The 23,036-nt window shown below is 62.1% G+C and carries 26 protein-coding genes; 7 read left to right on the forward strand and 19 right to left on the reverse strand.

All coding sequences use genetic code 11. From position 1 onward, the window contains the following. The first annotated feature begins 2 nt into the window (after window positions 1–2). Both IB265_RS12600 and IB265_RS12605 read left to right on the forward strand, forming a co-directional pair. The gene (locus IB265_RS12600; protein WP_057249095.1) at window positions 3–1,235 is read left to right on the forward strand and encodes a class I SAM-dependent methyltransferase; all 1,233 of its coding nucleotides are present in this window, start codon (window positions 3–5) and stop codon (window positions 1,233–1,235) included. Between the two features lie 179 nt (window positions 1,236–1,414). Beyond that, window positions 1,415–2,152, forward strand: coding sequence for a glycosyltransferase family 2 protein (locus tag IB265_RS12605; protein WP_244495560.1), 738 nt, complete (start codon window positions 1,415–1,417; stop codon window positions 2,150–2,152). A gap of 181 nt (window positions 2,153–2,333) precedes the next feature. Here the strand turns inward: IB265_RS12605 and IB265_RS12610 are convergent, their stop codons facing one another. The 6 genes from IB265_RS12610 to IB265_RS12635 are packed head-to-tail and all read right to left on the reverse strand — an operon-like array spanning window position 2,334 to window position 8,717. Next, a complete protein-coding gene (locus tag IB265_RS12610) occupies window positions 2,334–3,101 on the reverse strand; it encodes an ABC transporter ATP-binding protein (RefSeq protein ID WP_057249094.1) in 768 nt (255 codons plus the stop codon). Then, a complete protein-coding gene (locus IB265_RS12615) occupies window positions 3,098–3,931 on the reverse strand; it encodes an ABC transporter ATP-binding protein (protein ID WP_057249093.1) in 834 nt (277 codons plus the stop codon). The genes IB265_RS12610 and IB265_RS12615 overlap by 4 nt, the downstream gene beginning before the upstream one ends. After that, a complete protein-coding gene (gene nikC, locus IB265_RS12620) occupies window positions 3,928–4,872 on the reverse strand; it encodes a nickel transporter permease (RefSeq protein WP_057249092.1) in 945 nt (314 codons plus the stop codon). Before nikC ends, IB265_RS12615 begins: the two co-directional genes overlap by 4 nt. Continuing rightward, a complete protein-coding gene (locus IB265_RS12625; protein ID WP_057249091.1) occupies window positions 4,869–5,930 on the reverse strand; it encodes an ABC transporter permease in 1,062 nt (353 codons plus the stop codon). The genes nikC and IB265_RS12625 overlap by 4 nt, the downstream gene beginning before the upstream one ends. A 42-nt stretch (window positions 5,931–5,972) precedes the next feature. Then, window positions 5,973–7,613, reverse strand: coding sequence for an ABC transporter substrate-binding protein (locus tag IB265_RS12630; RefSeq protein ID WP_057249090.1), 1,641 nt, complete (start codon window positions 7,611–7,613; stop codon window positions 5,973–5,975). A 48-nt stretch (window positions 7,614–7,661) separates the two neighbouring features. Further along, the gene (locus IB265_RS12635; RefSeq protein WP_057249089.1) at window positions 7,662–8,717 is read right to left on the reverse strand and encodes a dipeptidase; all 1,056 of its coding nucleotides are present in this window, start codon (window positions 8,715–8,717) and stop codon (window positions 7,662–7,664) included. 346 nt (window positions 8,718–9,063) lie between these two features. Between IB265_RS12635 and IB265_RS12640 the strand changes: the two genes are divergently transcribed. Next, a complete protein-coding gene (locus tag IB265_RS12640; protein ID WP_375293062.1) occupies window positions 9,064–10,338 on the forward strand; it encodes an alpha/beta hydrolase in 1,275 nt (424 codons plus the stop codon). Here IB265_RS12640 and IB265_RS12645 read toward each other — a convergent pair. From IB265_RS12645 to IB265_RS12670, 6 genes are all read right to left on the reverse strand, one after another. Further along, window positions 10,335–11,378: a Gfo/Idh/MocA family protein gene (locus tag IB265_RS12645; protein ID WP_057249133.1), complete on the reverse strand. Its 1,044-nt coding sequence runs from the start codon at window positions 11,376–11,378 to the stop codon at window positions 10,335–10,337. The genes IB265_RS12640 and IB265_RS12645 overlap by 4 nt on opposite strands. Window positions 11,379–11,383: 5 nt before the next feature. Next, complete coding sequence (locus tag IB265_RS12650) at window positions 11,384–12,175, reverse strand: ThuA domain-containing protein (RefSeq protein ID WP_210334454.1); 792 nt, start codon at window positions 12,173–12,175, stop codon at window positions 11,384–11,386. A gap of 94 nt (window positions 12,176–12,269) precedes the next feature. Continuing rightward, window positions 12,270–13,298, reverse strand: coding sequence for an ABC transporter ATP-binding protein (locus IB265_RS12655; RefSeq protein ID WP_057249088.1), 1,029 nt, complete (start codon window positions 13,296–13,298; stop codon window positions 12,270–12,272). An 11-nt stretch (window positions 13,299–13,309) separates the two neighbouring features. Then, window positions 13,310–14,140, reverse strand: coding sequence for a carbohydrate ABC transporter permease (locus IB265_RS12660; RefSeq protein ID WP_057249087.1), 831 nt, complete (start codon window positions 14,138–14,140; stop codon window positions 13,310–13,312). Then, entirely contained in the window at window positions 14,140–15,126 is a 987-nt protein-coding gene (locus IB265_RS12665; protein ID WP_057249086.1) for a carbohydrate ABC transporter permease, read from the reverse strand. The genes IB265_RS12660 and IB265_RS12665 overlap by 1 nt, the downstream gene beginning before the upstream one ends. A 209-nt stretch (window positions 15,127–15,335) precedes the next feature. Next, window positions 15,336–16,598 carry an ABC transporter substrate-binding protein gene (locus IB265_RS12670; RefSeq protein WP_057249085.1) on the reverse strand — a complete coding sequence of 421 codons (1,263 nt, stop codon included), beginning with the start codon at window positions 16,596–16,598 and terminating at the stop codon, window positions 15,336–15,338. 362 nt (window positions 16,599–16,960) lie between these two features. Here IB265_RS12670 and IB265_RS12675 point away from each other — a divergent pair, with 362 nt between their 5' ends. After that, a complete protein-coding gene (locus tag IB265_RS12675) occupies window positions 16,961–17,983 on the forward strand; it encodes a substrate-binding domain-containing protein (protein ID WP_057249084.1) in 1,023 nt (340 codons plus the stop codon). Between the two features lie 19 nt (window positions 17,984–18,002). On the opposite strand, the gene IB265_RS12680 is transcribed toward IB265_RS12675, so the two are convergent. Further along, window positions 18,003–18,344, reverse strand: coding sequence for a multidrug efflux SMR transporter (locus IB265_RS12680; protein ID WP_057249131.1), 342 nt, complete (start codon window positions 18,342–18,344; stop codon window positions 18,003–18,005). A gap of 17 nt (window positions 18,345–18,361) precedes the next feature. Continuing rightward, complete coding sequence (locus tag IB265_RS12685; RefSeq protein WP_057249083.1) at window positions 18,362–18,922, reverse strand: TetR/AcrR family transcriptional regulator; 561 nt, start codon at window positions 18,920–18,922, stop codon at window positions 18,362–18,364. 140 nt (window positions 18,923–19,062) lie between these two features. Here IB265_RS12685 and IB265_RS12690 point away from each other — a divergent pair, with 140 nt between their 5' ends. Further along, window positions 19,063–19,455, forward strand: a complete 393-nt coding sequence (locus IB265_RS12690) for a globin (RefSeq protein WP_057249082.1) — start codon at window positions 19,063–19,065, stop codon at window positions 19,453–19,455. A 5-nt stretch (window positions 19,456–19,460) separates the two neighbouring features. Beyond that, window positions 19,461–19,829 (forward strand): DUF423 domain-containing protein, encoded by a 369-nt coding sequence (locus IB265_RS12695; protein WP_057249081.1) that lies wholly within the window; start codon window positions 19,461–19,463, stop codon window positions 19,827–19,829. 93 nt (window positions 19,830–19,922) lie between these two features. Here IB265_RS12695 and IB265_RS12700 read toward each other — a convergent pair whose 3' ends face one another. The 5 genes from IB265_RS12700 to IB265_RS12720 all read right to left on the reverse strand — a co-directional run bounded on the left by IB265_RS12700 (window position 19,923) and on the right by IB265_RS12720 (window position 22,646). Next, window positions 19,923–20,237, reverse strand: coding sequence for an antibiotic biosynthesis monooxygenase (locus tag IB265_RS12700; protein WP_057249080.1), 315 nt, complete (start codon window positions 20,235–20,237; stop codon window positions 19,923–19,925). Window positions 20,238–20,316: 79 nt separating this feature from the next. Continuing rightward, the gene (locus IB265_RS12705; protein WP_057249079.1) at window positions 20,317–20,583 is read right to left on the reverse strand and encodes a hypothetical protein; all 267 of its coding nucleotides are present in this window, start codon (window positions 20,581–20,583) and stop codon (window positions 20,317–20,319) included. A 30-nt stretch (window positions 20,584–20,613) separates the two neighbouring features. Then, the gene (locus IB265_RS12710) at window positions 20,614–21,027 is read right to left on the reverse strand and encodes a DUF2325 domain-containing protein (RefSeq protein WP_057249078.1); all 414 of its coding nucleotides are present in this window, start codon (window positions 21,025–21,027) and stop codon (window positions 20,614–20,616) included. Window positions 21,028–21,236: 209 nt separating this feature from the next. Further along, window positions 21,237–22,151 (reverse strand): cell envelope integrity protein TolA, encoded by a 915-nt coding sequence (locus IB265_RS12715; RefSeq protein ID WP_057249077.1) that lies wholly within the window; start codon window positions 22,149–22,151, stop codon window positions 21,237–21,239. A 57-nt stretch (window positions 22,152–22,208) separates the two neighbouring features. Continuing rightward, window positions 22,209–22,646 carry a hypothetical protein gene (locus IB265_RS12720; protein WP_057249076.1) on the reverse strand — a complete coding sequence of 146 codons (438 nt, stop codon included), beginning with the start codon at window positions 22,644–22,646 and terminating at the stop codon, window positions 22,209–22,211. Window positions 22,647–22,797: 151 nt separating this feature from the next. Here IB265_RS12720 and hemP point away from each other — a divergent pair, with 151 nt between their 5' ends. After that, window positions 22,798–23,034, forward strand: a complete 237-nt coding sequence (hemP, locus tag IB265_RS37740; protein WP_156414599.1) for a hemin uptake protein HemP — start codon at window positions 22,798–22,800, stop codon at window positions 23,032–23,034. Window positions 23,035–23,036: the final 2 nt, after the last annotated feature.

Genomic DNA, 23,036 nt, shown 5'->3' on the forward strand with positions numbered 1-23,036 from the left:
CGATGCCCCACAACTGCCGTTTCTGTTCGACGCCGCTCACGACCGTCGTCGCCGACCTGGGATCGACGCCCTGGTCGAATTCGTTCCTGGAGCCGACAGAGGAAGCAATCGCGCGCGAACGCTCGTTTCCTCTGAAGGCCATGGTCTGCTCCGAATGCCTGCTGGTGCAGACAACGGAGACCGTGCCGGCCGACGAGATCTTCACCGACGGTTACGCCTATCTCTCGTCGTTCTCGACCAGTTGGCTGGAGCACGCCCGCCGTTACGCCGAGACCATGACCGAGCGCTTCGGACTCGGCAACGCGTCACAGGTGGTTGAGATCGCCTCGAATGACGGCTACCTGCTGCAATATTTCGTCGCCAAGGGCGTGCCCGTGCTCGGCGTCGAGCCCGCCGCCAATGCGGCACGGATCGCCGAAGACCGCAACGTTCCGACCGAGGTGGCCTTCTTCGGCCGCGAAACCGCGACGGCGCTCGTCAATCGCGGCATCCGCGCCGACCTGACCGCCGCCAACAACGTGCTGGCCCATGTGCCCGATATCGCGGATTTCGTCGGCGGCTTCGCCATCCTGCTGAAACCCGATGGCGTGGCGACGTTCGAGTTTCCGCATCTGTTGCGTCTCATGGAAGGCGTGCAGTTCGACACGATCTACCACGAACACTATTCCTACCTGTCGCTGGCCGCCGTCGAACGGATCTTCGCAAACGCCGGCCTGAAGGTCTTCGACGTCGAGGAACTCGCGACCCACGGCGGTTCGCTGCGGGTCTTTGCTCAACTGGCCTCCGGTGCGCGCGAAGCGACCGAAAGGCTAGCAGCTGTCCGCGAGAAGGAAGCCGCAGCCGGCCTGATGCGGATGGAAACCTACGCTGCCTTCGACGACCGGATCGCCGCCGTCTGCAAAGGATTTCAAGAGTTCCTGGCGCGTGCCAAGGCCGAAGGCAAGACGGTGGCCGCCTATGGCGCCGCCGCCAAGGGAAACACTTTCCTCAATGTCTGCGGCGTAAAGCCGGGCGACATTGCCTTCGCGGTCGACCGCAACGATCTGAAGCAGGGCAAGCTGTTGCCGGGCACCCATATCCCGGTGCACGCACCGGCCCACCTGCAGGTTGCGAAGCCCGATTATCTCGTCATCCTGCCGTGGAACCTGACCACGGAAATCGTTGCGGACAATGCCGCAATCCGCGACTGGGACGGACAGTTCGTCGTTGCAATTCCGGAGCTGAAAATCTTCTGATTCCCGGCGCCGGGCGGAGAAAATGTGGACATGCTTCCGCCCGGACCCCACACCAAGCAGCGAAAATCCATAATGTATATCGCCTGGGGTTGGTCTGCCCCAAATTTGACGTGTTCAGATTGAAATTCGGCGATGGCGTGGGTTCCAACAGTTGCAAATTAGCACCCTAAGGAGGTGCAATGTCCACTATTGACCTATGCCTTGTCGCCACCCGGCGACCGGACCTGCTTGCCCAGACGTTGGCCAGCTTCCGGGACAGGATCTTTCTCAGGCTCGAGCTGCGCGGCGCCTATCTCAACCTTGATCCGATCTTCGGATCGCCCGAGGATCACAGCACTTGCGTGGAGATCTTCCGCAGCCACTTCCCCGACGGCATCGTCTTCCAACCGGAGAACCCCGGCTTCTGCGCGGCTGTCGCGAGACTCTGGTCGTCGACCAGCGCCGACTGGGTCTTCCATCTGGAAGACGACTGGATTGCCCTGAGGGACATGGGAGAGGAATTGCTGGCACCCTTTGCCGATCCGGCGATCACCCAGGTGTCATTCCATACGGCGGACCAGAACTGGGATATCCGCCGCAAGGGTCACTTCCACCGGCGAAACGAGTATGCGCGTTTCCTCGGGATCAAGATCCCGCTGTTTCGCACCTTCCCGAAATTCACAACGTCTCCCTCCATCCTTCGCGGCGGCTTTGCGCGCCATTGCGCCGGGCTGATGGATTTTTCTCGTGACCCCGAGAAGCAGTTCTATTCCGGCGTAAATCCGGCAATGGAAACCTACGTCGCCCGGTGCCGGAACTACATCTTCTCGCCTGAGGCCCGCCCGGTCATCAAGGACATCGGACGGGAATGGCGCGAACAGCGCCGCATCCGGAAGGTGATCACCGACTCGGCCTCGATCTGGCGGCAAAGCGCGTAAACGTGCCGGCTCTACTGCATGTTTCCTTCAATCGTACCCGATTAAAGGACAAAAACATGCAGCACTTCAAAGTGCTACAGCGACCTTTGCGCGTCTGATAAGACGCGCGGCGCTGTAGGGCGCGGTTCCCCCCAACAAGGGTTACGCAAGCGGGATGCTCGTCCCGCTTGCGCTGGTACCGTCACGCGGTCGCGGCAGCGTCCTTGCGCTGGAACCCCTTGCTCGCCACCATCAGGCTGCGCGTATAGTCCTCGCCGATCCGCCCGGCGACGAGATCGCCGGAAGACAGGTACTCGACGACGCGCCCGCCCTGCATGACCGCCAGCCGGTCGCACATATGGGTGACGACGCCGAGGTCATGGCTGACCATGATGAAGGTGAGCTTGCGGTCGCGCCTGACCTGCTCCAGTAGGTTCAGGACCTCTGCCTGCACCGAAGCGTCGAGCGCCGACGTCGGTTCGTCGAGAAGCAGGGTCGAGGGCTCGAGGATCAGCGCCCGGGCAATGGCGATACGCTGGCGCTGCCCACCAGAAAGCTGATGCGGATAGCGGAAGCGGAACCCCGACCCGAGACCGACTTCGTCGAGCGCCTTGAGGATGCGGCGTTCGCCGTCCGCCACGCCGTGGATAGCCAAAGGCTCAAGCAGTTGCCGGTCGATCGTCTGGCGCGGGTGCAGCGAGCCGTAGGGATCCTGGAACACCATCTGCACGGCGCGATAGAAGGCCTTGTCGCGCTTGGCACCCTTGAGCACCCGATCATGGACGCGGATGGTACCGCCCGTAACAGGCGCAAGACCGGCGATTGCCCGGAGCAAGGTCGACTTGCCCGATCCGGACTCGCCGACGAGACCAAAGGACTCGCCCGGCGCAATCTCGACGCTAACGTCGTTCAGCGCCTTGAATTCGTCATAGGTGACGGAGAGATTCGAAACGGAAACGGCTGATGTCATTGAGCCCACTCCGGCTTGCGGTCGAGAACCGGCAGGGGATGGCGATCGGATCCGATCGCCGGCATGCAGTTCAGCAAACCTTGCGTATAGGGATGCTTGGCGTTGGCGAGTTCGGACGCAGCCAGTTCCTCCACGATCCTGCCGGCATACATGACAATCACCCGGTCGCAGAAGGACGAGACGAGCCTGAGATCGTGCGAGACGAAAATCAGGCCCATGCCGCGCTCGGCAACCAGCTTGTCGAGGATACCAAGCACTTCGAGCTGCACGGTGACGTCAAGCGCCGAGGTCGGTTCGTCGGCGATCAGCAGTTCCGGTCCGGCAACCAGCATCATCGCGATCATCGCGCGCTGGCCCATACCGCCCGAAACCTCGTGCGGGTAGAGATCGTAGACACGCTTCGGATCGCGGATCTGCACGGCCGCGAGCATGTCGAGCGCCCGCTCCCGGGCTTCGCCGCGGCTGACACTCTCATGCTGCCTGAGCGTCTCGACGATCTGCCGGCCGATGCTCATGACCGGGTTCAGCGAATATTTCGGGTCCTGCAGGATCATCGCGATGCGCTTGCCCCGGAGGTCCCGACGGACCTTTGGCGATGCCGAGAGCAAATCGATACCGTCGAAGGACAGTTGCTTGGCCGTCACCTGCGCATGGCCCGGCGTCAACCCCATGATCGCCCGGCCCGTCTGCGACTTGCCGGAGCCGCTTTCGCCGACGATGCCGAGGCGTTCGCGGCCGAGCGTGAAGGAGACGCCACGTACCGCCTCGATGAGGCCGGTACGGGTCGGGAACGAGACCTTGAGGTCTTCTACCGTCAGCAGCGTACTCATTGGCCGCTCTCCCGGGGATCGAGCGCGTCGCGCAGGCCGTCGCCGAGCAGATTGAAGCCGAGGCTGACGATCAGGATCGCAATGCCGGGCATCGTTGCAACCCACCACTGATCAAGGATGAAGCGGCGGCCCGAGGCGATCATCGCACCCCATTCCGGCAAGGGCGGCTGGGCGCCGAGGCCGAGGAAGCCGAGGCCAGCGGCCGTCAGAATGATGCCGGCCATGTCGAGCGTGACGCGCACGATCAGCGACGACATGCACATCGGCATCACGTGCCGGAAGACGATGCGGATCGGCGACGCGCCCATGAGCTGCACCGCCGAGATATAGTCCGAGTTGCGAACCGTCAGCGTCTCGGCGCGGGCAATGCGTGCATAGGGCGGCCAGGAGGTGATCGCGATCGCGATGACAGCGTTTTCGATCCCCGGTCCGAGCGCCGCGACGAAGGCGAGCGCCAGCACCAGCTTCGGGAAGGCAAGGAAGATATCGGTGATGCGCATCAGCACCGCATCGACCCAGCCACCGGCATAGCCGGCGACCGCGCCGACGATCAGGCCGATCGGCGCTGCGATAACAGCGACCAGCAGCACGACGGCAAGCGTCAGCCGCGAACCATGGATCAGCCGCGAAAGGATGTCGCGACCGAGATCGTCGGTGCCGAGCAGGTAGCCGGGGCTTCCTGGTGGCTGCAGCCGGGCGTTGGCAAGATCGCCGATATAGGGCGAGTGCGGCGCCAGGACATCGGCGAAGGCCGCAACGAAGACCAGCGCCAGCAGGATGATGAGGCCTAGAACGGCAAGCCTGTTGGCGGCAAAGCGCTGCCAGGTCATGTAGGCGCGGCCGAGACGGGCCTGGGTGCGCGACTGCGGGCGATCGGACAGCAGCCATTCGCGCCGCGTCATCGGGCGTGTCGGGGGACGTGTTTCGGTAACGGTGCTCATCGCTGGCGCGTCCTCGGGTCGAGCGTCCGGTAGAGAAGATCGGACAGGAGATTGATGCCGATGAAGACCGAACCGATGACGATGGTGCCACCAAGCACGGCGTTCATGTCGGCATTCTGCAGCGAGTTGGTGATGTACAGGCCAAGGCCCGGCCAGGCGAACACGGTTTCTGTCAGCACCGAGCCTTCGAGCAGGCCGGCATAGGAAAGCGCAATCACGGTCACGAGCGGCACCGCCGCGTTTCTGAGCGCATGACCCCAGATGATACGGGTCTCGGAAAGGCCCTTGGCGCGCGCGGCGACGATATATTCCTGCTGCAGCTCATTGAGCATGAAGCTGCGCGTCATGCGGCTGATATAGGCGAGCGAGAAGTAACCGAGCAGCGACGCCGGCAGGATGATGTGGCGGAAAACGTCCCACAGCACGTCCCACTGCCGCTGCCAGAGCGCGTCGAACAGGTAGAAGCCGGTGATCGGCGTGAACGTATATTCGAAGACGATGTCGATGCGGCCGGGATAGGCGACCCATTTCAGCCGCGCGTAAAAGACGAGCAGCGACAGGAGCGCCAGCCAGAAGATCGGCACCGAGTAGCCGACGAGGCCGATGACGCGGACGATCTGGTCGGCGATGCTGCCGCGCTTGACGGCGGCGAGAACGCCGAGCGGCACGCCGAAGATGGCGCCGATGAGGGTGCCGAGCGTCGCAAGCTCCATGGTCGCCGGGAAGACGCGGCGGATGTCGGTCATGACGGGGTTCGTGGTCAGCACCGAAACGCCGAAATCGCCGGTCAGCGCCTGGCGGACATAGATGAAGAATTGTTGGTAGAGGGGCAGGTTCAGCCCCATCGCCTCGCGCGTCCTTTCGACGACGTGCGTCGGCGCCCGGTCGCCGAGAACGGCCAGAACCGGGTCGATCGGGATCACCCGGCCGATGAAGAAGGTGACGGCCAGAAGGCCGAGATAGGTGGTGACGACAACGACAAGAAAGCGCAGCACGGCTGACACGATCTTGCCGGGACGGGCGCGTTTGCGCCCGTCCACTGTCCCTGTTGCGCTCATGCTCAAGGGAACGATCCTTTCGGTTTATTCCTTCGAGACGGCTTATTCTTTCGAAATTCCGGCGACGAAGTTGGTGTCGAAGCTCGGACCAAGCTTCAGGCCCTTGACGTTGCCGCGGTAGCCGGCGACTTCGGTCTGCTGGAAGATGATGACGAACGGGCTTTCGCCCAGAACGGTCTTCTGCAGTTCCTTGTAGGTCTCGGCACGCTTGGCGCTGTCGCGCTCGAGCAGAGCGTCCTTGGTCTTCTTCGTCAGCTCCGGAACGTCCCAGGCATTGCGCCAGGCAAGCGTCTTGTTCTTGCCTTCGTCGGAATTGTCAGGGTTGCTGGTGAAGGTTTCAGCGTTGGAGTTCGGATCGAAATAGTCCATGCCCCACTGGCCGATATACATGTCGTGGTTACGAGCACGATACTTCGTCAGCGTCTGCTTCCCGTCGCCCGGGATGATTTCGAGCTTCACCCCGGCCTGGCCTAGCGTCTGCTGGAAGGATTCGGCAATACCGGTGACCGGCTGGCCGTTGCGAACGTCCATGGTGACGGTGAAGCCGTCGGCAAGGCCGGCCTTCGTTAGCAGTTCCTTCGCCTTGGCGACGTCGAGCTTGTAGGGGTTCTCGTCGAGGGCACCCAGAACGCCCTTCGGCAGGAAGCTCTGGTGGATCTCGCCGATGCCCTTGATGAGCGTCGAGCCGATCGCATCATAGTCGACCAGATACTTGAAGGCTTCACGCACTTCAGGCTTGGCGAGGTTGGCGTTCTTCTGGTTGAGGCTGATGTAGTAGACCGTGCCCTTCGGCGCATTCGTCGTGGCGAGGTCGGCGTTCTTCGAAACGGCGTCGTAATCGCCCGGCTCGAGGTTGCGTGCGACGTCGATATCGCCCGCTTCGAGCGCCAGGCGCTGGCCCGAGCTTTCCTTCATGTGGCGATAGATGACGCGGGCGAGCTTGGCCTGTTCGCCATAGTAGTTGTCGTTGCGCTCGAGCACGATAACCTCGTTGGCGCGCCACTCGCGCAGCTTGAACGGACCGGAGCCGGCGTAGCCGGTCTTCAGCCATTCGTTGCCGAAGTCGTTGTCGTACTTGAAGTCGTCGCTCGGCGTGACCACTTTGACGTGTTCGAGAACGAGTTTCTTGTCGAGGACTGCGCCCACGGTCGCCGTCAGGCAATTCAGAACAAAGCTCGGAGCATAGGGCTGGTCGACGGTAAAGACGAAGGTCGTCTCGTCGGTAGCCTTGGCCTTTTCCGTCACGTTGTCGCCGTTGAGGCCAAACTGGGTGAGGATAAAGGCGGGGCTCTTGTCGAGCTTGACGGCGCGCTCGAACGACCAGGCGACGTCCTCGGCGGTTACCGGGTTGCCGGAGGCGAACTTAAGGCCGGACTTCAGCTTGAACGTATAGGTCAGGCCGTCATCGGACACGGTCCAGCTGTCGGCGAGGTCGCCGACGACCTTGGTTGTGTCGTTGATGTCGAGGCGCACCAGCATGCTGTAGGTGTTGCCGGTGATTTCGGCCGCGGTCAGCTCGAAGGCTTCGCCCGGATCCATGGAGATGACGTCGTCGATCGCAAAGGCTTCGACCAGCGTGTCCTTCGGCGTTTCGGCAAAGGCCGGTGCGGTCGCGGCCATCACCATGGCAAGCGCCGCAGAAGCGGTCAGAAGACGAAGACGTCCATTGAGCTTGTGCATCATTTTTTGCAGTTCCCTCGTTTGCGCCCTTTTGGGCCCTTCTTCATGGGTTCAGGCGGCCTCGTGCCAAGCCTGCCCCAGAACTCTCCACCAGTTCTCCCGGCATATCTTTGCCAGTTCGGCGTCACCATATCCGGCGCCTCTCAACGCAGTAACGAGCGCATGGTTACCGGCTGCGTCAGCGATCCCCACGGGGATCGTTGCGCCATCGAAATCCGATCCGAGCGCCACGCATTCGATGCCCATGCGCTCGACCATGTAGTCGACATGGCGAACCATGTCGGAAAGCGGCGTCGCGGCATTTTCCTGGCCGTCGGCGCGCAGCATCGTTGTCGCATAGTTGAGCCCGACGAGCCCCTTGCTTTCGCGGATGGCGTCCAGCTGCTTGTCCGTCAGGTTGCGCGCAACCGGCGTCAGCGCATGCGCGTTCGAATGGCTGGCAACCAGCGGCTGGTCCGTGGTTTTCGCGACGTCCCAGAAGCCCTGCTCTGTGATGTGGGCGAGGTCGATCAGGATGCCCAGCCGGTTGCAGGCACGCACGAGTTCGAAACCCGCATCCGTCAGCCCCGGCGCTGTGTCCGGCGACTTCGGATAGGAGAACGGCACGCCATGGCCGAAGACGTTGTGGCGGCTCCAGACCGGCCCAAGCGAGCGCAGGCCGGCGGCATAGAAGGTTTCGAGCGCCGACAGATCCGCACCAATCGCCTCGCAGCCTTCCATGTGGAGCACCGAGGCGAAGACACCTTTCTCGACCGCTCCGCGGATTTCGGCGGTCGAGCGGCAAAGCTTCCAGGCCCCTGCCCGGTCGAGGCGAACGGCGATGTCGGCGAGCTCGATGGCGATCGCCAGCGACGGCAAGTGTTCGAGGGGCGCGGAGAGCGGCGTTTCGTAATGGCCGTTTTCATCCGGCGGCTGCAGGACCAGATCGCCCGAGGGCACGTAGATCGCCGAAATGCCGCCGATGAGGCCGCCCGCTTTGGCGCGCGGCGCGTCGATGTGGCCCTCGCCGATACCGTCGACGAATTCGCGGACCGGGTCAGCCCCCTTTCGGGCGTTCTGCCACAGGCGCAGAAGCACGTCGTTATGGCCATCGAAAACCGCCTGCATTCCTGAATTCCTTCATCATTTCAGGGAGATCGAACGGAGCACCTACGGCCGCGTCCGGGGAAAGGTTGTGGCGATGCTAGTGAAAGGCCAAAGCCTTTTCAATGAATATCAGGGGGTTTTACCCAGGGCTGCCTGTAGCGAAATGTTGCATGATTGTCGCAATCTCGCCGTCAAACACAGCGGCGACAGGTGTGCAATGCCGATCAAGGGATGAAAATCTGGCGTTTCTAATGCAAGGAATTGGCTCGGTCCCGCTCGCAGGGATGTCGCACCGCATGATGCGGTACTGGGGGTTTGGTTGCTGCGTCCGTTTTCACTCGCAGGTTCGCAAGGGCATTGGAGCCGCATCGCCGCCACGCTCCTCCTCGCCGTAACCCTTGCGGCCTGTGCCGGCCGGCCGGTCGGCGTGCTCGTTCCTTCGGGCACGACGGGTGGCGCCTCCCAGGTCGACCTGATGGTCGCGACAACGCGCGCGCCCACGGCGGAACCGGGCGTGCTTTTCAGCGGCGAACGGTCGGACCAGCTTTCCCTGACGGAAATCGTCGTTTCAATTCCGCCGGAGAAAAACCGGCAAGTCGGCCAGGTGCAATGGCCGAAGAAGCTTCCGGCCAATCCGGAGCGCGACTTCTCCACGGTCAGCGTCACGCCATTGCGTGAGGGCAACGACGTCCAAAGCTGGCTGAAGGGTAACCTGCCGAAGAGCCGGCGCGTGCTGATCTTCGTTCACGGTTTCAACAACCGCTACGAGGACGCGGTCTACCGCTTTGCCCAGATCGTCCACGATAGCGGCACGGACGTCGCCCCCGTCATCTTCACCTGGCCCTCGCGGGCCAGCATCTTCGACTACAATTACGACAAGGAAAGCACCAACTATTCGCGTGACGCGCTGGAGGAACTGCTTCGGCGTGCGTCGAGCAATCCTCAGGTCGGCGAAATCACCGTCATGGCCCATTCGATGGGCTCATGGGTGACGGTCGAAGCTCTGCGCCAGATGGCGATCCGCGACGGACGCATCGCGCCCAAGATCACCGACGTCATCCTAGCCTCGCCCGATCTCGACGTCGACGTCTTCGGCCAGCAGATCCGCGCCATGGGCGACAAGCGCCCGAAATTCACGCTGTTCGTGTCGCGCGACGACCGGGCGCTGACGCTCTCCAGGCGCATTTCCGGCAATGTCGACCGTCTTGGCCAGATCGATCCGACCGCCGAGCCCTATCGCACACAACTCGAACAGGCAGGTATCAGCGTCATCGATCTGACGGCGCTGAAGGGCGGCGACAAGCTGAACCATGGCAAGTTCGCCGAAAGCCCGGAAGTCGTGCGCCTGCTTGGCAACCGGCTGATCGCCGGCCAGACCGTGACCGATTCCGATGTCGGGCTCGGCGAACGTCTGGGCGCCGTCACGCTCGGCGCAACGCAGACCGTCGGCAGTGCCGCAAGTCTCGCGGTCTCGACGCCGATCATGATCTTCGATCCCAACACCCGCAAGAACTACGACGCGCAGCTGCGCCGTCTGGGTCAATCGATGGAAAACACCGTCGGCTCGGCAGTGACCCCTTGGGTACCGCCGGAGGGCGGTGAAGCTGCCAAAAGCAGCTCCCCCGACCGTCACTCACGTTAGACGGGCAGCTCGCGCCGCTCGGCTTCCGTCACCATCGCGAGGTCGAGCACCTTCTGCAGGTTCGCCGCGTGACGAAACCCGGGCTCTTCGGTCTTGCCCTCGCGGACTGCCGCAACGAAGCGCTCATAGTTGGTCAGAACCGTACCCGCGTCGACATCGCGCCAAGTCGCGGTTTCAACGTCAGTGCCGAGGCAGGCCCGGAGCGTCGAGCCATCGGGCGTGTGCACCACTTCGAGCGCACCCTTGTCGCCGTGCAGCCTGAGCCTGAGCTCGTTCAAGTGCCCGGTCGCCCATCGGCTGGCATGGACGACGCCCATGGCGCCGTTGCCGAACTCCGCCGTCATGACGAAGCTGTCATTGGCATCGAGATCATACTCGCCGATGCGGTTATCAGGTGCCTTGTCGAAGGTCTTCAGACGGGCGAAAACCCGCGACGCGTCGGTGCCGGCGCCGTAGCCGGCGAAGTCGAGAATGTGGATGCCGACATCGCCGAGCACGCCGTTCGAGCCGTGCTTGGTCGAAAGTCGCCACAGCCATTGCGATTCCGTTGCCCAGTCGCCCCAGGCCTTGGAGACGAGCCAGCTCTGCAGATAGGACGCCTCCAGATGCCGCAACTGGCCGACATCACCTGCGAGCACCATCGCCCGTGCCTTCTGCAGCGGCGCGACATTGCGATAGGTGAGGTTCACCATCGTCACCAGGCCGGAACGCTCGGCCGCGTCCGCCATCTCCGCCGCCTTGGCGTAGTTTTCCGCAAGCGGCTTTTCGCAAAGCACGTGCTTGCCGGCGGCAAGCAATGCTAGCGTCGTCGGGTGGTGCGCCTTGTCGGGCGTCACGTTCGTCGCCGCATCGAACTTGCCCCAAGCGATCGCCTCGTCGAGCGAGGTGAAGGTCTCGGCAATGCCGTGCTTGTCGGCAAAGGCACGCGCACGCTTGGGGTCGACATCGACCGCGCCGACCATCTCGACGCCTTCGATTTTGGCAAAGGCCTGGGCATGGCTGTTCGCCATGCCGCCGGTTCCAACTACAAGAAGACGCATGATGCTCACCTGTATCCTGCTTCGCCGGCCTGGTGCAGCCGGGGGCCACGCTCGACGATCGGCTCCAGCGCCTTTTCGACCGGCACGTTCGGCGCATCGTGGATCGCCGTGTAGCGGTTATCGGCGTTGTAGGCCCACTTCACCGAATTGCGCAGCACCTTCTGGACATTGGCGTCGTGATAGGTCGGGTAGGTCTCATGACCGGGGCGGAAATAGAAGATGTTGCCGGCGCCACGGCGCCAGGTGAGCCCCGAACGGAACACTTCGCCGCCGGCAAACCAGGAGATGAACACGGTTTCGAGCGGCTCGGGCACCGAGAACTGCTCGCCATACATCTCCTCGTTCTCAAGTACGAAGTTCTCGTCAAGCCCCTCGGCGATCGGATGGCGCGGGTTGATCGCCCAGACGCGCTCGCGTTCGCCTGCCTCGCGCCACTTCAGTGCGCAGGGCGTTCCCATCAGGCGCTTGAAGATCTTGGAGAAGTGGCCGGAATGCAGCACGATCAGACCCATGCCTTCCCAGACGCGCTTGGCGACCCGCTCGACGATTTCGTCGCTGACGGCGCCGTGGTCCTTGTGACCCCACCACAGAAGCACATCGGTATTGGCAAGGCGCTCGACACTCAAACCATGCTCCGGCTCCTGCAGCGTCGCCGTCGTCGCCTCGATCGCGCTTTCCGTGTTCAGCGCCGCCGCGATCGTGTTGTGCATCCCGTTCGGATAGATGCTGCGGACCACCTCGTTGGTCTGCTCGTGGATATTCTCGCCCCAAACAACTGTTCTGATAGGCACGTTCATTCTCCTTAGCGTTTGCCCTCACGGGCATGTCGTCCTGCGATTGATGGGGTCGCCAGGAATTGGCGACCCCGAAGCTCCAGGTTCGCCTGAGCTTTCAGGCAGCCCCTCTCATGGGCGCACGACCCAAAGCCAGCCCCGCCGCATCGAAGCGGTGAATGTTGTCGCCGACCGGCGAGATCTGCACTGTGTCTCCCGGCTGGTGGTGCGAGGTGCCGCCTTCCCGGACGATGACCGGTTCCGCGGCACCGATGTCGAGATAGATATAACTGTCGGATCCCAGCATCTCGGAGTGCACCACCGTCCCTGACCACCTGCCGTCGCCCGACCTGATCTCCAGATGCTCGGCCCTGATGCCGATCGTGTGGGCGTCATAGGGAGCAGCAAGAGCACCAGAGAGAAAGTTCATCTTCGGCGAACCGATGAAGCCGGCGACGAAGACCGAGTTCGGGCTCTCGTAGAGTTCGAGCGGCGTGCCAATCTGTTCGACCCGGCCATCTCGTAGCACGCAAATGCGATCAGCCAGTGTCATCGCCTCGACCTGGTCGTGGGTGACATAGATCATCGTCGTGTTGTGCATGCTGCGATGCAGTTTCGCGATCTCGATCCGGGTCGCAACCCTAAGCGCTGCATCGAGATTGGAGAGCGGCTCGTCGAAGAGAAAGACCTTGGGATCGCGTACGATCGCACGACCGATGGCGACGCGCTGGCGCTGGCCACCCGAGAGCTGCCGCGGCAGCCGCTGGAGATAGGGGGTCAGTTGCAGCATCTCCGCTGCCGCCTCGACGCGTTTCCTGCACTGCTCCTTATCCTTGCCGGCGAGTTGCATGCCGAAGGACATGTTCTCGAAGACGGTCATATGCGGGTAAAGCGCATAGGACTGAAACACCATCGCGATGCCGCGCTTGGACGGCGTCAACTGATTGACCACCTGTCCGTCGAAGGAAAGCGTGCCCGAAGAGATGTCTTCAAGCCCGGCGATCAGGCGCAGCAGCGTGGACTTGCCGCAGCCGGAAGGTCCGACGAAGACCATGAACTCGCCGGCCCGGATATCCATGCTGACGCCCTTGATCACCTCGAAGGCACCGAAGGACTTGCGGATGTTGCGCAATTGAAGCTCTGCCATGTTTTTTCCCTTTATCCTTTGACGCCGCCGGCCGTGAGCCCGGATATGATCCGCCGCTGAAAGATCAGCACGAGGATAACCAGTGGCACGGTGACGATGATCGATGCGGCCATGATGTTGCCCCAAGGGACTTCGTACTCACTGCTGCCGGACAACAGCGCGATCGCGACCGGCACGGTGCGCTGGCTGTCTGATGACGTGAAGGTCAGCGCGAACAGGAACTCGTTCCAAGCGGCGATGAAGGCGAGCAGCCCCGTCGTCACCAGTGCCGGCCACATCAGCGGCATGAACACGCGCGTGATGATCACCCAGGGCGTCGCACCATCGACGATCGCCGCCTCCTCGATCTCGACCGGCAGATCGCGCATGAAGGTGGTCAGCACCCAGACGGTGAAGGGCAGCGTGAAGATCATGTAGGAAAAGATCAGCGCCAGGGGGGTGTTGAAGATGCCGACGGCGCGGATCAACTCGAACAGGCCGGCAAGCACCGCAATCTGCGGAAACATCGACACCGACAGGATCGTCAGGAGCAGAAGTCCGCGCCCGCGAAACCGCACCCGCGCCAGCGCATAGGCGGCGGTAACCGCAAGCAGCAGCGACACGCAGACTACGATGGTCGCGACCATCAGCGAGTTGGCGAGGTTGCGCAGGAAGCCGCTGCTCGTGACGATGCCGGCGTAGTTGTCGAAGGAGATCTCGGTCGGCCAGTAGTCGACCCGGAACAGCGCCGTTCCGGATTTGAAGCTCGTCAGCACCGCGTAGTAGAACGGGAAGACGGCCATGATGATGATGGCGGCGACGAGAGCGTAGAACGCCGTGCGCTTGGCAAAGGTGGCAACCATCAGCGCTCTCCCCCTTCGAGGTTGACGCGGCCGAACCACATGTAGGCGACGGTGATCGCCGCAATGATCAGGAACAGCATCGTCGAGGCAGTGGCGCCATAGGCGAACTTGTCGAAGTCGAACAGGTTCTCGCGCGCCAGCACCGACATCGTCTTGGTCTGTGCGTTGTTGGGCGTCAGCACGTAAATGAGATCGAAGATGCGCAGCGCATCAAGCATGCGGAAGATCACGGCGACCATCAGCGCTGGCCGGATCAACGGCAGCGTCAGCCGCCAGAAGACCTTCAGCGGATGCACGCCGTCGATCTTGGCCGCCTCGTAAATATCCGTTGGCACCATCTGCAGGCCGGCAAGGATGAGCAGCGCCATGAACGGCGTCGTCTTCCAGACGTCGACGATCAGCACCGCGACCATCGCGGTCTCCGGATTGGCCGTCCAGGCGATCTTCTGGCTGATCAGGCCAAGGCCGAGCAAAAGGTCGTTGAGAATGCCGAACTGGTCGTTGAGCATCCAGGCCCACATCTTGGCGGAAACGATGGTCGGGATCGCCCAGGGGATGAGGATCGCCGCCCGCACCAGCCCGCGCCCCGGGAAATTAGCGTTCAGCACCAGGGCGACGATCAGCCCCAGCACCGTCTCAATGGTGACGGACATCGCCGAGAACTTCAGCGTGTTCCAGACGGCATTCCACCAGGCCGGATCGGCAAGCAGGCCATTATAGACCGTGCGCCCGCTCTTCAGCGTGATCCAGCTCAGATAATTCTTGAAGCCGACGAACTCGGCACCTTCAAGATTGGTCAGCGACGCATTGGTGAAACTGAAATAGACGGTGCGTATGAGCGGCCAGCCGGCGACGAGCGCGAGCACCAGCAAGGTCGGCGCGAGAAAGATCCAGGCGGAGCGAATGCGGCTGGCGTTGAGGTCGGAACGGATCCCTGCCTGTTGTCCGAGGACGGAAGGGGGATCTGCGAGTGAAAGATCGGTCATTGTCTTGGCTCACTCTTGCCATTCGGCGCGCGGCCGAGCGGTTGGCCCGAGAGGAACGACGCCACCAGGCAATTCCAGGAAAGTGTGAAGCGTTTTCCCATCCAGAATTGCTTGCTTTCAAAGCACTTGTTCAGAGCGCTGGGCGTCGTCGGCGATTGCTCGGTGGAGCGAGGGAAGGCCCGGAGGCGCTCCCCTCGCCCCCGGGAGGATTACCAGCTATCGCCCTTCATCTCGGTGAGCTCGACTTCGAGCAGTTCCAGGTTTTCCGCAGCCGTGCCGTTGCCGGAGAGCGAGTTATGGACCGCATTCCAGAACTTGGCCGAAACCTCGTTGTACTTGACCTTGGTGACCGCCGACGGGCGCGGCACGGCGCTCTCGAAGATCGGCTTCCAGGCCGGCATGAACGGCTGGGCCTTGGCGACCTCCGCGTCGTCGTAGAGTGCGGCAATCGTCGGCAGATTGGAGAGCTCGATCGCCCTGCGCTTCTGCACCTCTGCCGAGGAGAGGAATTTGGCAAGCGCGATCGCTGCTTCCTGGTCGTCGGAATATTTGGAGACGGCGACGTTCCAGCCGCCGAGCGTCGAGGACGGCTGATCGCCATCGGTCGCCGTCGGCAGCGGCGTCACGGCAAACTTGCCTTTCACCGCGCTGTCGTCACCATTGCCGAGCGCATAGGCATAGGGCCAATTGCGCATGAAGACGGCATTGCCCGTCTGCCAGACGCCGCGTGATTCCTCTTCCTGATAGGCGAGCACGCCCTGCGGCGAAATCGTGCCGACCCACCCCTTGATGCGGTCGATCGCTGCGGCCGCCTTCTCGTTGTTGATCGAGATCGTGCCATCAGGCTCGACGATCTGGCCGCCGCCGGACGATTTGATCCATTCGAGCGCATTGCAGGTCAGCCCTTCATAGGCGTTGCCCTGGAAGACGTAGCCCCAGAGGTCGGCCTGGCCGCCGGCGCGTTCCTTCTCCTGGATTTCCTTGGCGGTCGTCGCCAGTTCATCCCAGGTCTTCGGCGGCGCCTTGCCGTACTTTTCCAAGAGGTCTTTGCGATAGAAGAGCGCCGGCGCATCGGTGAAAGCAGGCAGGGCCACGAGACGGCCGTTGACCGTCTGCGAGGCGATGATCGACGGGAAGTGCTGTCCGGCGACATCCTTCGCCGCCTCCGTCAAGTCGACGAACTGGTCGGCAAGCTGCGGCGCCCAGACGACGTCGGTCTGGTAGACGTCCACATCCTTGTTTCCGGCGGCGAGCCATAGACGGTACTGGCTGAACTGCTCGCTGCTCGACGGCGGCATGGTGACCAGGCTCACCTTGTGCCCCGTCTGCTTCTCGAAGATGGCGAGCTGCTCGCGGATGAAATTGACGTTCTTGCCGGTCGTGTTGGCGGCGAGCGAGAGCTCGGCGGCGCTGGCCGTTCCGGCTGCAACGATTGCGGCACAAAAACTCAGGGCATTGAGCATGGTTGTCATTGGGTCGACTCCTCCTGTTCCCCCTCCACCGCACGAAAGCTCCTCAGCAAATTCGAAAGCGGTTTGGATTGAAAAAAGTTGGCAGAAGACGGAAAAACTGTCAATCCATACATCAGAAAAAGTCGTTCGGCCGTAAATCATTTAAAATAATTATTTAATTTCAATATTATAACGGATGAGGAGAAATTTCACCCGCACCTAACAACAACCCATAAAATCAAAGGGGAACTGCATTAATTTAAAACGGTTTGGTAAAATTCCATCGCGGTTCGAGGCGCTGCATGCACGCGACAAACCGATTGTTACCGGCAACGAAGGTGTATACTTCTGGGACCGGGCTAGGCTGAGGAAACGCATACCGAATGAAACTGAGGGAGTTCGCACAACAACTGGGCCTTTCGCCGACCACCGTCAGCCGAGCGCTGAGCGGCTATCCCGAGGTCAGCGAAAAGACTCGCAAGCGCGTGGCCGAAGAGGCAACTCGCCTTGGCTATCGTCCGAACATCAATGCCGTGAGGCTCGCTACCGGTCGCGCCGGTGCGATCGGCGTCGTCATGGGGCGCTCCGGCGAATTCCATTTCTCCGAATTCATGGGCGGCCTGGCCGAGCGGCTCGGCACCGAGGACATCGACATCCTCGTCAGCCCGATGGATGACAAGAACCCTACGGGCGAAATCCAGCTTTACAGCCGGCTCGCCGTCAGCGGCCGCGTCGACGCCGTGATCGTGCATTCTCCCGAGCCGAACGACGAGCGCATCGCCCTCCTGCATAAGCTCGGCATGCCCTTTCTCGTGCACGGCCGATCCGATATCGACGTGCCGCATGCCTGGCTCGATATCGACAATGAAGGCGCCATCCGCCGCGCGACCTCGCACCTCATCGATCTCGGCCATCGCCGCATCGCCATGATCAACGGCAGGCAAGGACGCACCTTCTCGCTTCACCGCGACAAGGGCTACCGCGACGCGCTCCAGGCGCGCGGGCTCCCGTTCGATCCGCGCCTCGTTGCCCACGGCAACTTCACCGACGAACTCGGCTTCCGCTTCGCACGCTCCTTCCTGGAACAAACGCCGCGGCCGACGGCCTTCGTCGCAGGCTCGATGATGACGGCCCTCGGCATCTATCGGGCGGCGCGGTCCATAGGCCTGGAAATCGGTCGCGAAGTCTCGGTCATCGCCCATGACGACGTGTTCCCCTACCTCACCGCGGAGAACATGGTGCCGTCACTCTCGGCGACCCGGTCTTCGATGCGCGCCGCCGGCGCACGCTCGGCCGATCTCGTGCTGCAGCTTCTCTCGGGCCGGCCGACCGAGGAGGTTCACGAACTCTGGCCAGTGGAACTGATCTTGCGGGAATCGACCGCACCCCCGCCAGAGAGCGCCTGAGGACAGGCTGCTGACCGCCTCAGTGGAAGGTGGATTTGGAGAACAGGTTGAGCACAACCACGCCGGATATGATCAGGCCCAGTCCCAGGATCGCCGCCAGGTCGAGTTTCTGCCCAAAGGCGAAGTAACCGACGAGCGAAATCAAGACGATCCCGAGCCCGCTCCAGACCGCATAGGCGATACCGACGGGGATGAAGCGCAGCGTATAGGACAGGAAGAAGAAGGCGATCGCGTAGCAGACCACCATCAGGACCGTCGGCCCCAGGCGGGTGAAATGCTGCGCTGCCTGCATCGCCGAGGTGCCGAGCACTTCGAAGACGATCGCCGCAACCAGGACGGTATAGAGCATGGCGGGGTTCATCGGGGACTCCATCCGGGTTACTGCGCCGAAAGCGCCTTGAGATTTTCAGCCAGACCGGCCCGCGCCTCGGCATCGAGATCGTGGCTCTGCATCAGATCCGCCAGCCAGACGCCGTCGCAGGCAAAGCGGGCAAGCACGCAGCCGGTCGAGGCGTCCGTTTCTGCGAACTCCGCCGAACGCCGGCTGACCCAGTCGCGCCAGCGGCTCTTCAGATGCGGCTCGGCAATGAGCGCGATTGTCAGCATGCGCCAGCCCGGCACGTCGGTCGTCGGATCAAGCGCGAAGCAGACGTCGATATAGGCACGGGTAAACCGCCCCTTCGCCACCGGATCGTGCGCCATCGCCGCCTCGATCTCACGATCGAACCGCGTCACCAGGTCGTCGAACAGCCCATCGAGCAGAGCGAGCTTGTTCGGGAAGTGGTGCAGCAGCCCACCCTTGCTGACGCCCGCCGCCTGCGACACGGCATCGAGGGTGATGCCTGCCACCCCCTGCTCATGCGAAAGGCGTGCAGCAACCTCCAGCAATTGCTGGCGCACCTGTTCCGGTTGTTTCTTGCGGCGATGAGCTTCGGTCATGCCTCATAAAGATACCGTCTGGACGGTTTGTCAAGAGGGACCTTGATCGACCGCGATGAAACGCCGCAAACCGGTACTCTGAAAATCGTTGTCCGCCCCGTCGCCGCACGCTAGGACCGCAGGGAATGAAGGACGCGAGCATGGCGGAAACGGAAACCACGACCCTCTACGAAGCGATCGGCGGCGACCCGACGGTTCGCGCGCTGACCCGCCGCTTCTACGAGCTGATGGACACGCTGCCGGAAGCGGCACGATGCCGCGCCGTGCATCCGCCCGACCTTTCGGGCAGTGAAGAGAAATTCTACGAGTACCTGACCGGCTGGCTTGGTGGACCGCCTATTTATGTCGAGAAGCGCGGCCATCCGATGCTGCGCCGCCGCCATTTCGTCGCCGAGATCGGCCCCGAGGAGCGTGACGAATGGCTGCTCTGCTTTACCCGAGCGCTTGAAGAAGCGATCGCCCATCCGAAGCTGAGGCAGATCATTCTCGACCCGATCACCCGCCTCGCCCTTCATATGCAGAACAAGGAATAGCCGTGATGTCGCACAGCGGATTTCGCGCAACGACGCTTTTTGTTGCCGGTTTGATGGGCCTGACCGGCGTTGTCAGCGCGGCCGCCGCTTCGCACGGCGACGATCCAAGATTGCTCGCCGGCATTTCCGCGATGTGCCTGGCGCATGCCCCGGCCTTGATCGCGCTCTACGCAGCCTGGCCGAGCTTTCGCACGGCGGCCGCTGCGGCCTTGCTGATTGCAGTTGGAACGGCGCTGTTCTCGGCGGATCTCGCCATGCGCCACATCTCGGGTCACGGCCTGTTCCCGATGTCCGCTCCGCTCGGCGGCACGACGATTATGGCGGGCTGGCTTGCCGTTTCCCTCGGCGCCTTCCTGCCGCAAAAGTCAGCCTGAGAAAAAATTCACCTCCCGAATGGACCCATTTGGGAGGTAAATGGCATGTAAAATCAAAACATTACGCGGCAGATCGCGCGCGAGGCCGCCTGATCAGGCGCCTTCGACTGCCGAAAAACCTTCGAACTTCGGCGGACCGAGATACATCGCCTTGTTCTCGCCGGCATTCCTGTGCGCCGCGCGAAAATTCTCCGACTTCGTCCAGGCTGAAAACGAATCCCTGTCCTTCCAGACCGAATTCGAAACGAAGAGTGTGTAGCCCTCCTCCGGCACGCTGTCGCCGCGCAGCAGGTGGAAGGAAACGAAACCGGGCATCTCAGACAGGCTGGAATCGCGCCCTTTCCACACGGCCTCGAAGGCCTCTTCATGGCCGATGGCGATACGGAAACGATTCATGGCTACGAACATCATGCTCTCCTACAGCGACCTTTGAACTACTGCATAATTCCGGACGGAAAACCGCTTCGCACTTTTCCTGGAGCTGCTCTTAGGCGCTTTCCCTCTTGCGGGCGGCATCGTTTGCAGCCCGCGGAAAGGCGAGAATAGTTCCTTCCTTCGGCTCTGCAAGACCGAGAGGGTCGCGAACCGGCGGGCGCGTCTGCCAGGTTGGAAACTCGGCGACGTTGGCGTCGTCCAGCATGCGCGCGCGGCGCGTCAGGATCTCGTAGAGTTCAGGCACCAGGCCATCGCCATGCTGCGCCGCCAGCTTGTGCAGACCGATCATCATGCACAGGTCAGGACGTTCTTCGTTCATTGTGCAAACTCTCGTCTTGTCTTGGGAGGGTTACCGCTCGTCGCGGCTGGCGGTGAGGTCCTGAAGTGCCCGCTCCAGGCTCGATTTCGAGCCGTTGCGCAGCGGCACGAAGGCCTTGCCCCACTTCTTGCAGCCGGTCTTCACGCGAAGACATGCGTCATGGCTGATGCAGTCGATCGGGCAGAAGACGCAGTCGACCGATGGCAGCACCCGGTCGATCCGCGAGACGGCTTCGCGCAGACCGCCATCATGGTGAAGCAGCTCGGCGCCAAAGGAACTGGCGATTTCGCGCAGATGCGCCACCTGACAATCGCGGCCGCCGACATAGAGAAAACTGCGCCCTTCGAGCGTTGCCTTGCCGGCCTCCTGGCGGGCTTCGGTCGGTTCTGAACCCGAACGACCCTTGCCATTTTTCGCCGCATTCTGGTGACGCTTGCCGCGCATGCAATCCTCTCCGCGTGATCGTGCGACAAGGGCCTTCACAGGCAGCCGGTCGCATCGGGACATCATCTCGACACACGCCCTTCGGCTGCGTGACGAGGGCAACCTATTAAACTTGATAATCCGAGTAAAGTATAAACATGAGTTTTTTCATCATATTTCTTTCGCCAAATCCCGGCCCGCACGACAAGGCGTACGGAACGGCGCCCGCCTCAGCGGACGCTGGCAACCATCGGAACGATGAAGGATTTGGAGCTCGGCCCCCCGGCAGGAAAGGCCGGGAACGGCGCCGCATTGCGCACGGCATCGACGGCTGCGTCGTCGATGGCGGGAGAACCTGAGCTGCCGGCGACGTTTACCCGCGTCAATTCACCGTTGGCGGTCAATGTGAAGCGGACGGTCGCCGTGCCGGAAACGCCTTCGCGCCTTGCCGAAGACGGCACCTTGAATCTCCGCATGATCTTCCTGCGGACCTTGCCGTCATAATTTTCCATATTGGCATTGCCGACCTCCGATGCGCGGCTATTGCCGGTCGCGGCTGCGGCACTGCCGCTTTCCTGGCCGTCCTGCTTGCCCTTGACCTGGTTCTGCGCCTGCTCGCCCTTGTCACCCGTCTTCTTGCGGGTCACTTTCTTCTTCTTGACCGGCTCCTTCTTCGGTTCCGGCTTTTCAACCTTCTCCTTCTTGGGCTCTTCGATCTCGGGCTTTTCTTCAGGCACCACGGTTTCGACCGGCGCAACACTCGCCGTCACGACGGCCTCGGCGACCTGAAGGGTCGGCATCTCTTCAGCCGGCAAAATCACGTCAGCCTCGGTCGCGGTCAGATCATGCGGCTGTTCGGCAACGATTTCCTGAGTTGTCGACGTGAGATCTTCGAGGGGCGATATCTCCTCCGGCTTGACCTCATCCGGAACGTCCTCGGTCGGCTCGACGATCTCCGCGGGATCGCCGGATTGTAGTGTCTCTTCAAAGGCATCGCCAAGGATCGCGACCTCGGTCGCCTCTCCGCCGAGCATGAGGGCATGCTCTTTTTCCGGCGGCCTTGGGCCAAACAAGGTAGCAAGCACGACGCCATGCGTTGCAAGCGAGATGATGGCGGCCCCAGCCCAGATGACGATACGCTTCATTACAGCCTTACCTTCGCCGCACCGGGCGGCGCAAACTTCACGCTCCGAAGGAGCGGCTTAGCCCTTGAGTTCCACCGCCGATTTCGAGCCGGTCTTGATCCCGCTCATGCAGGCGCCCGGCTGCACGCCGTTGCCGACGCAGGCCGGCGCATCATTGATCAGCAGGCTCTTCACCGCATCGCAGTTGGTGCCGGGGAGATCAAACTGGCGAACCTTGGTCTTGCCGGCAGGCAGATCGCGGAAGTCAAGCACGGCCACGCGCTCGACGAGGCCCTTCTGATCGAAGATCACGAACTCGAAGGAAACCTTGCTCAGCGACAGCGCAAGCGCGTTGCCGGCGACAAAGGTGAGCTTGCAACCCTTCTGCGACGGCGCGACGTCGTTCAACTCGATCGTCAGCCCGGCGGCGGGCACAGCCTCCTGGGCGTTGACACTGCCCGCAGCGATAAGGGCCGCAAGAGCAGCGGAAACAACTGGAAGGCTGGAAAACTTCATATCGACATCACCCCAAAGGTTGCAGCGAACCACCGAACGAGGTCCGCACGCCCTTGTCCACAAGCCGGCAATAACTAACTTGAGTGCATAAGTCCGGTATTGCGTCCATAAATAAATATGAGTAATGAAGTCAAGATAGTAAACGAATTGCATGGCAGGAAATGCTGGAAAAACAGCGCGGCCTGCCCTCTCGAAACGGCCAAACGCAGTGACCAACGACAGTGACCTTGCACGCCCATCCGAGCCGCCGATCCTGGCCGGGCGCACGCAGCGGATTATCGAAAGTCGCGAACTTTTCGGCAGCGAAAACGAGATCCTCATTTCCCACGACGGCGCGATCTACCGCATGAAGATCACCCGCCAAGGCAAACTGATCCTGAACAAATAGGC

Source organism: Ensifer sp. ENS10, assembly GCF_014852025.1.
GTDB lineage: Bacteria > Pseudomonadota > Alphaproteobacteria > Rhizobiales > Rhizobiaceae > Ensifer.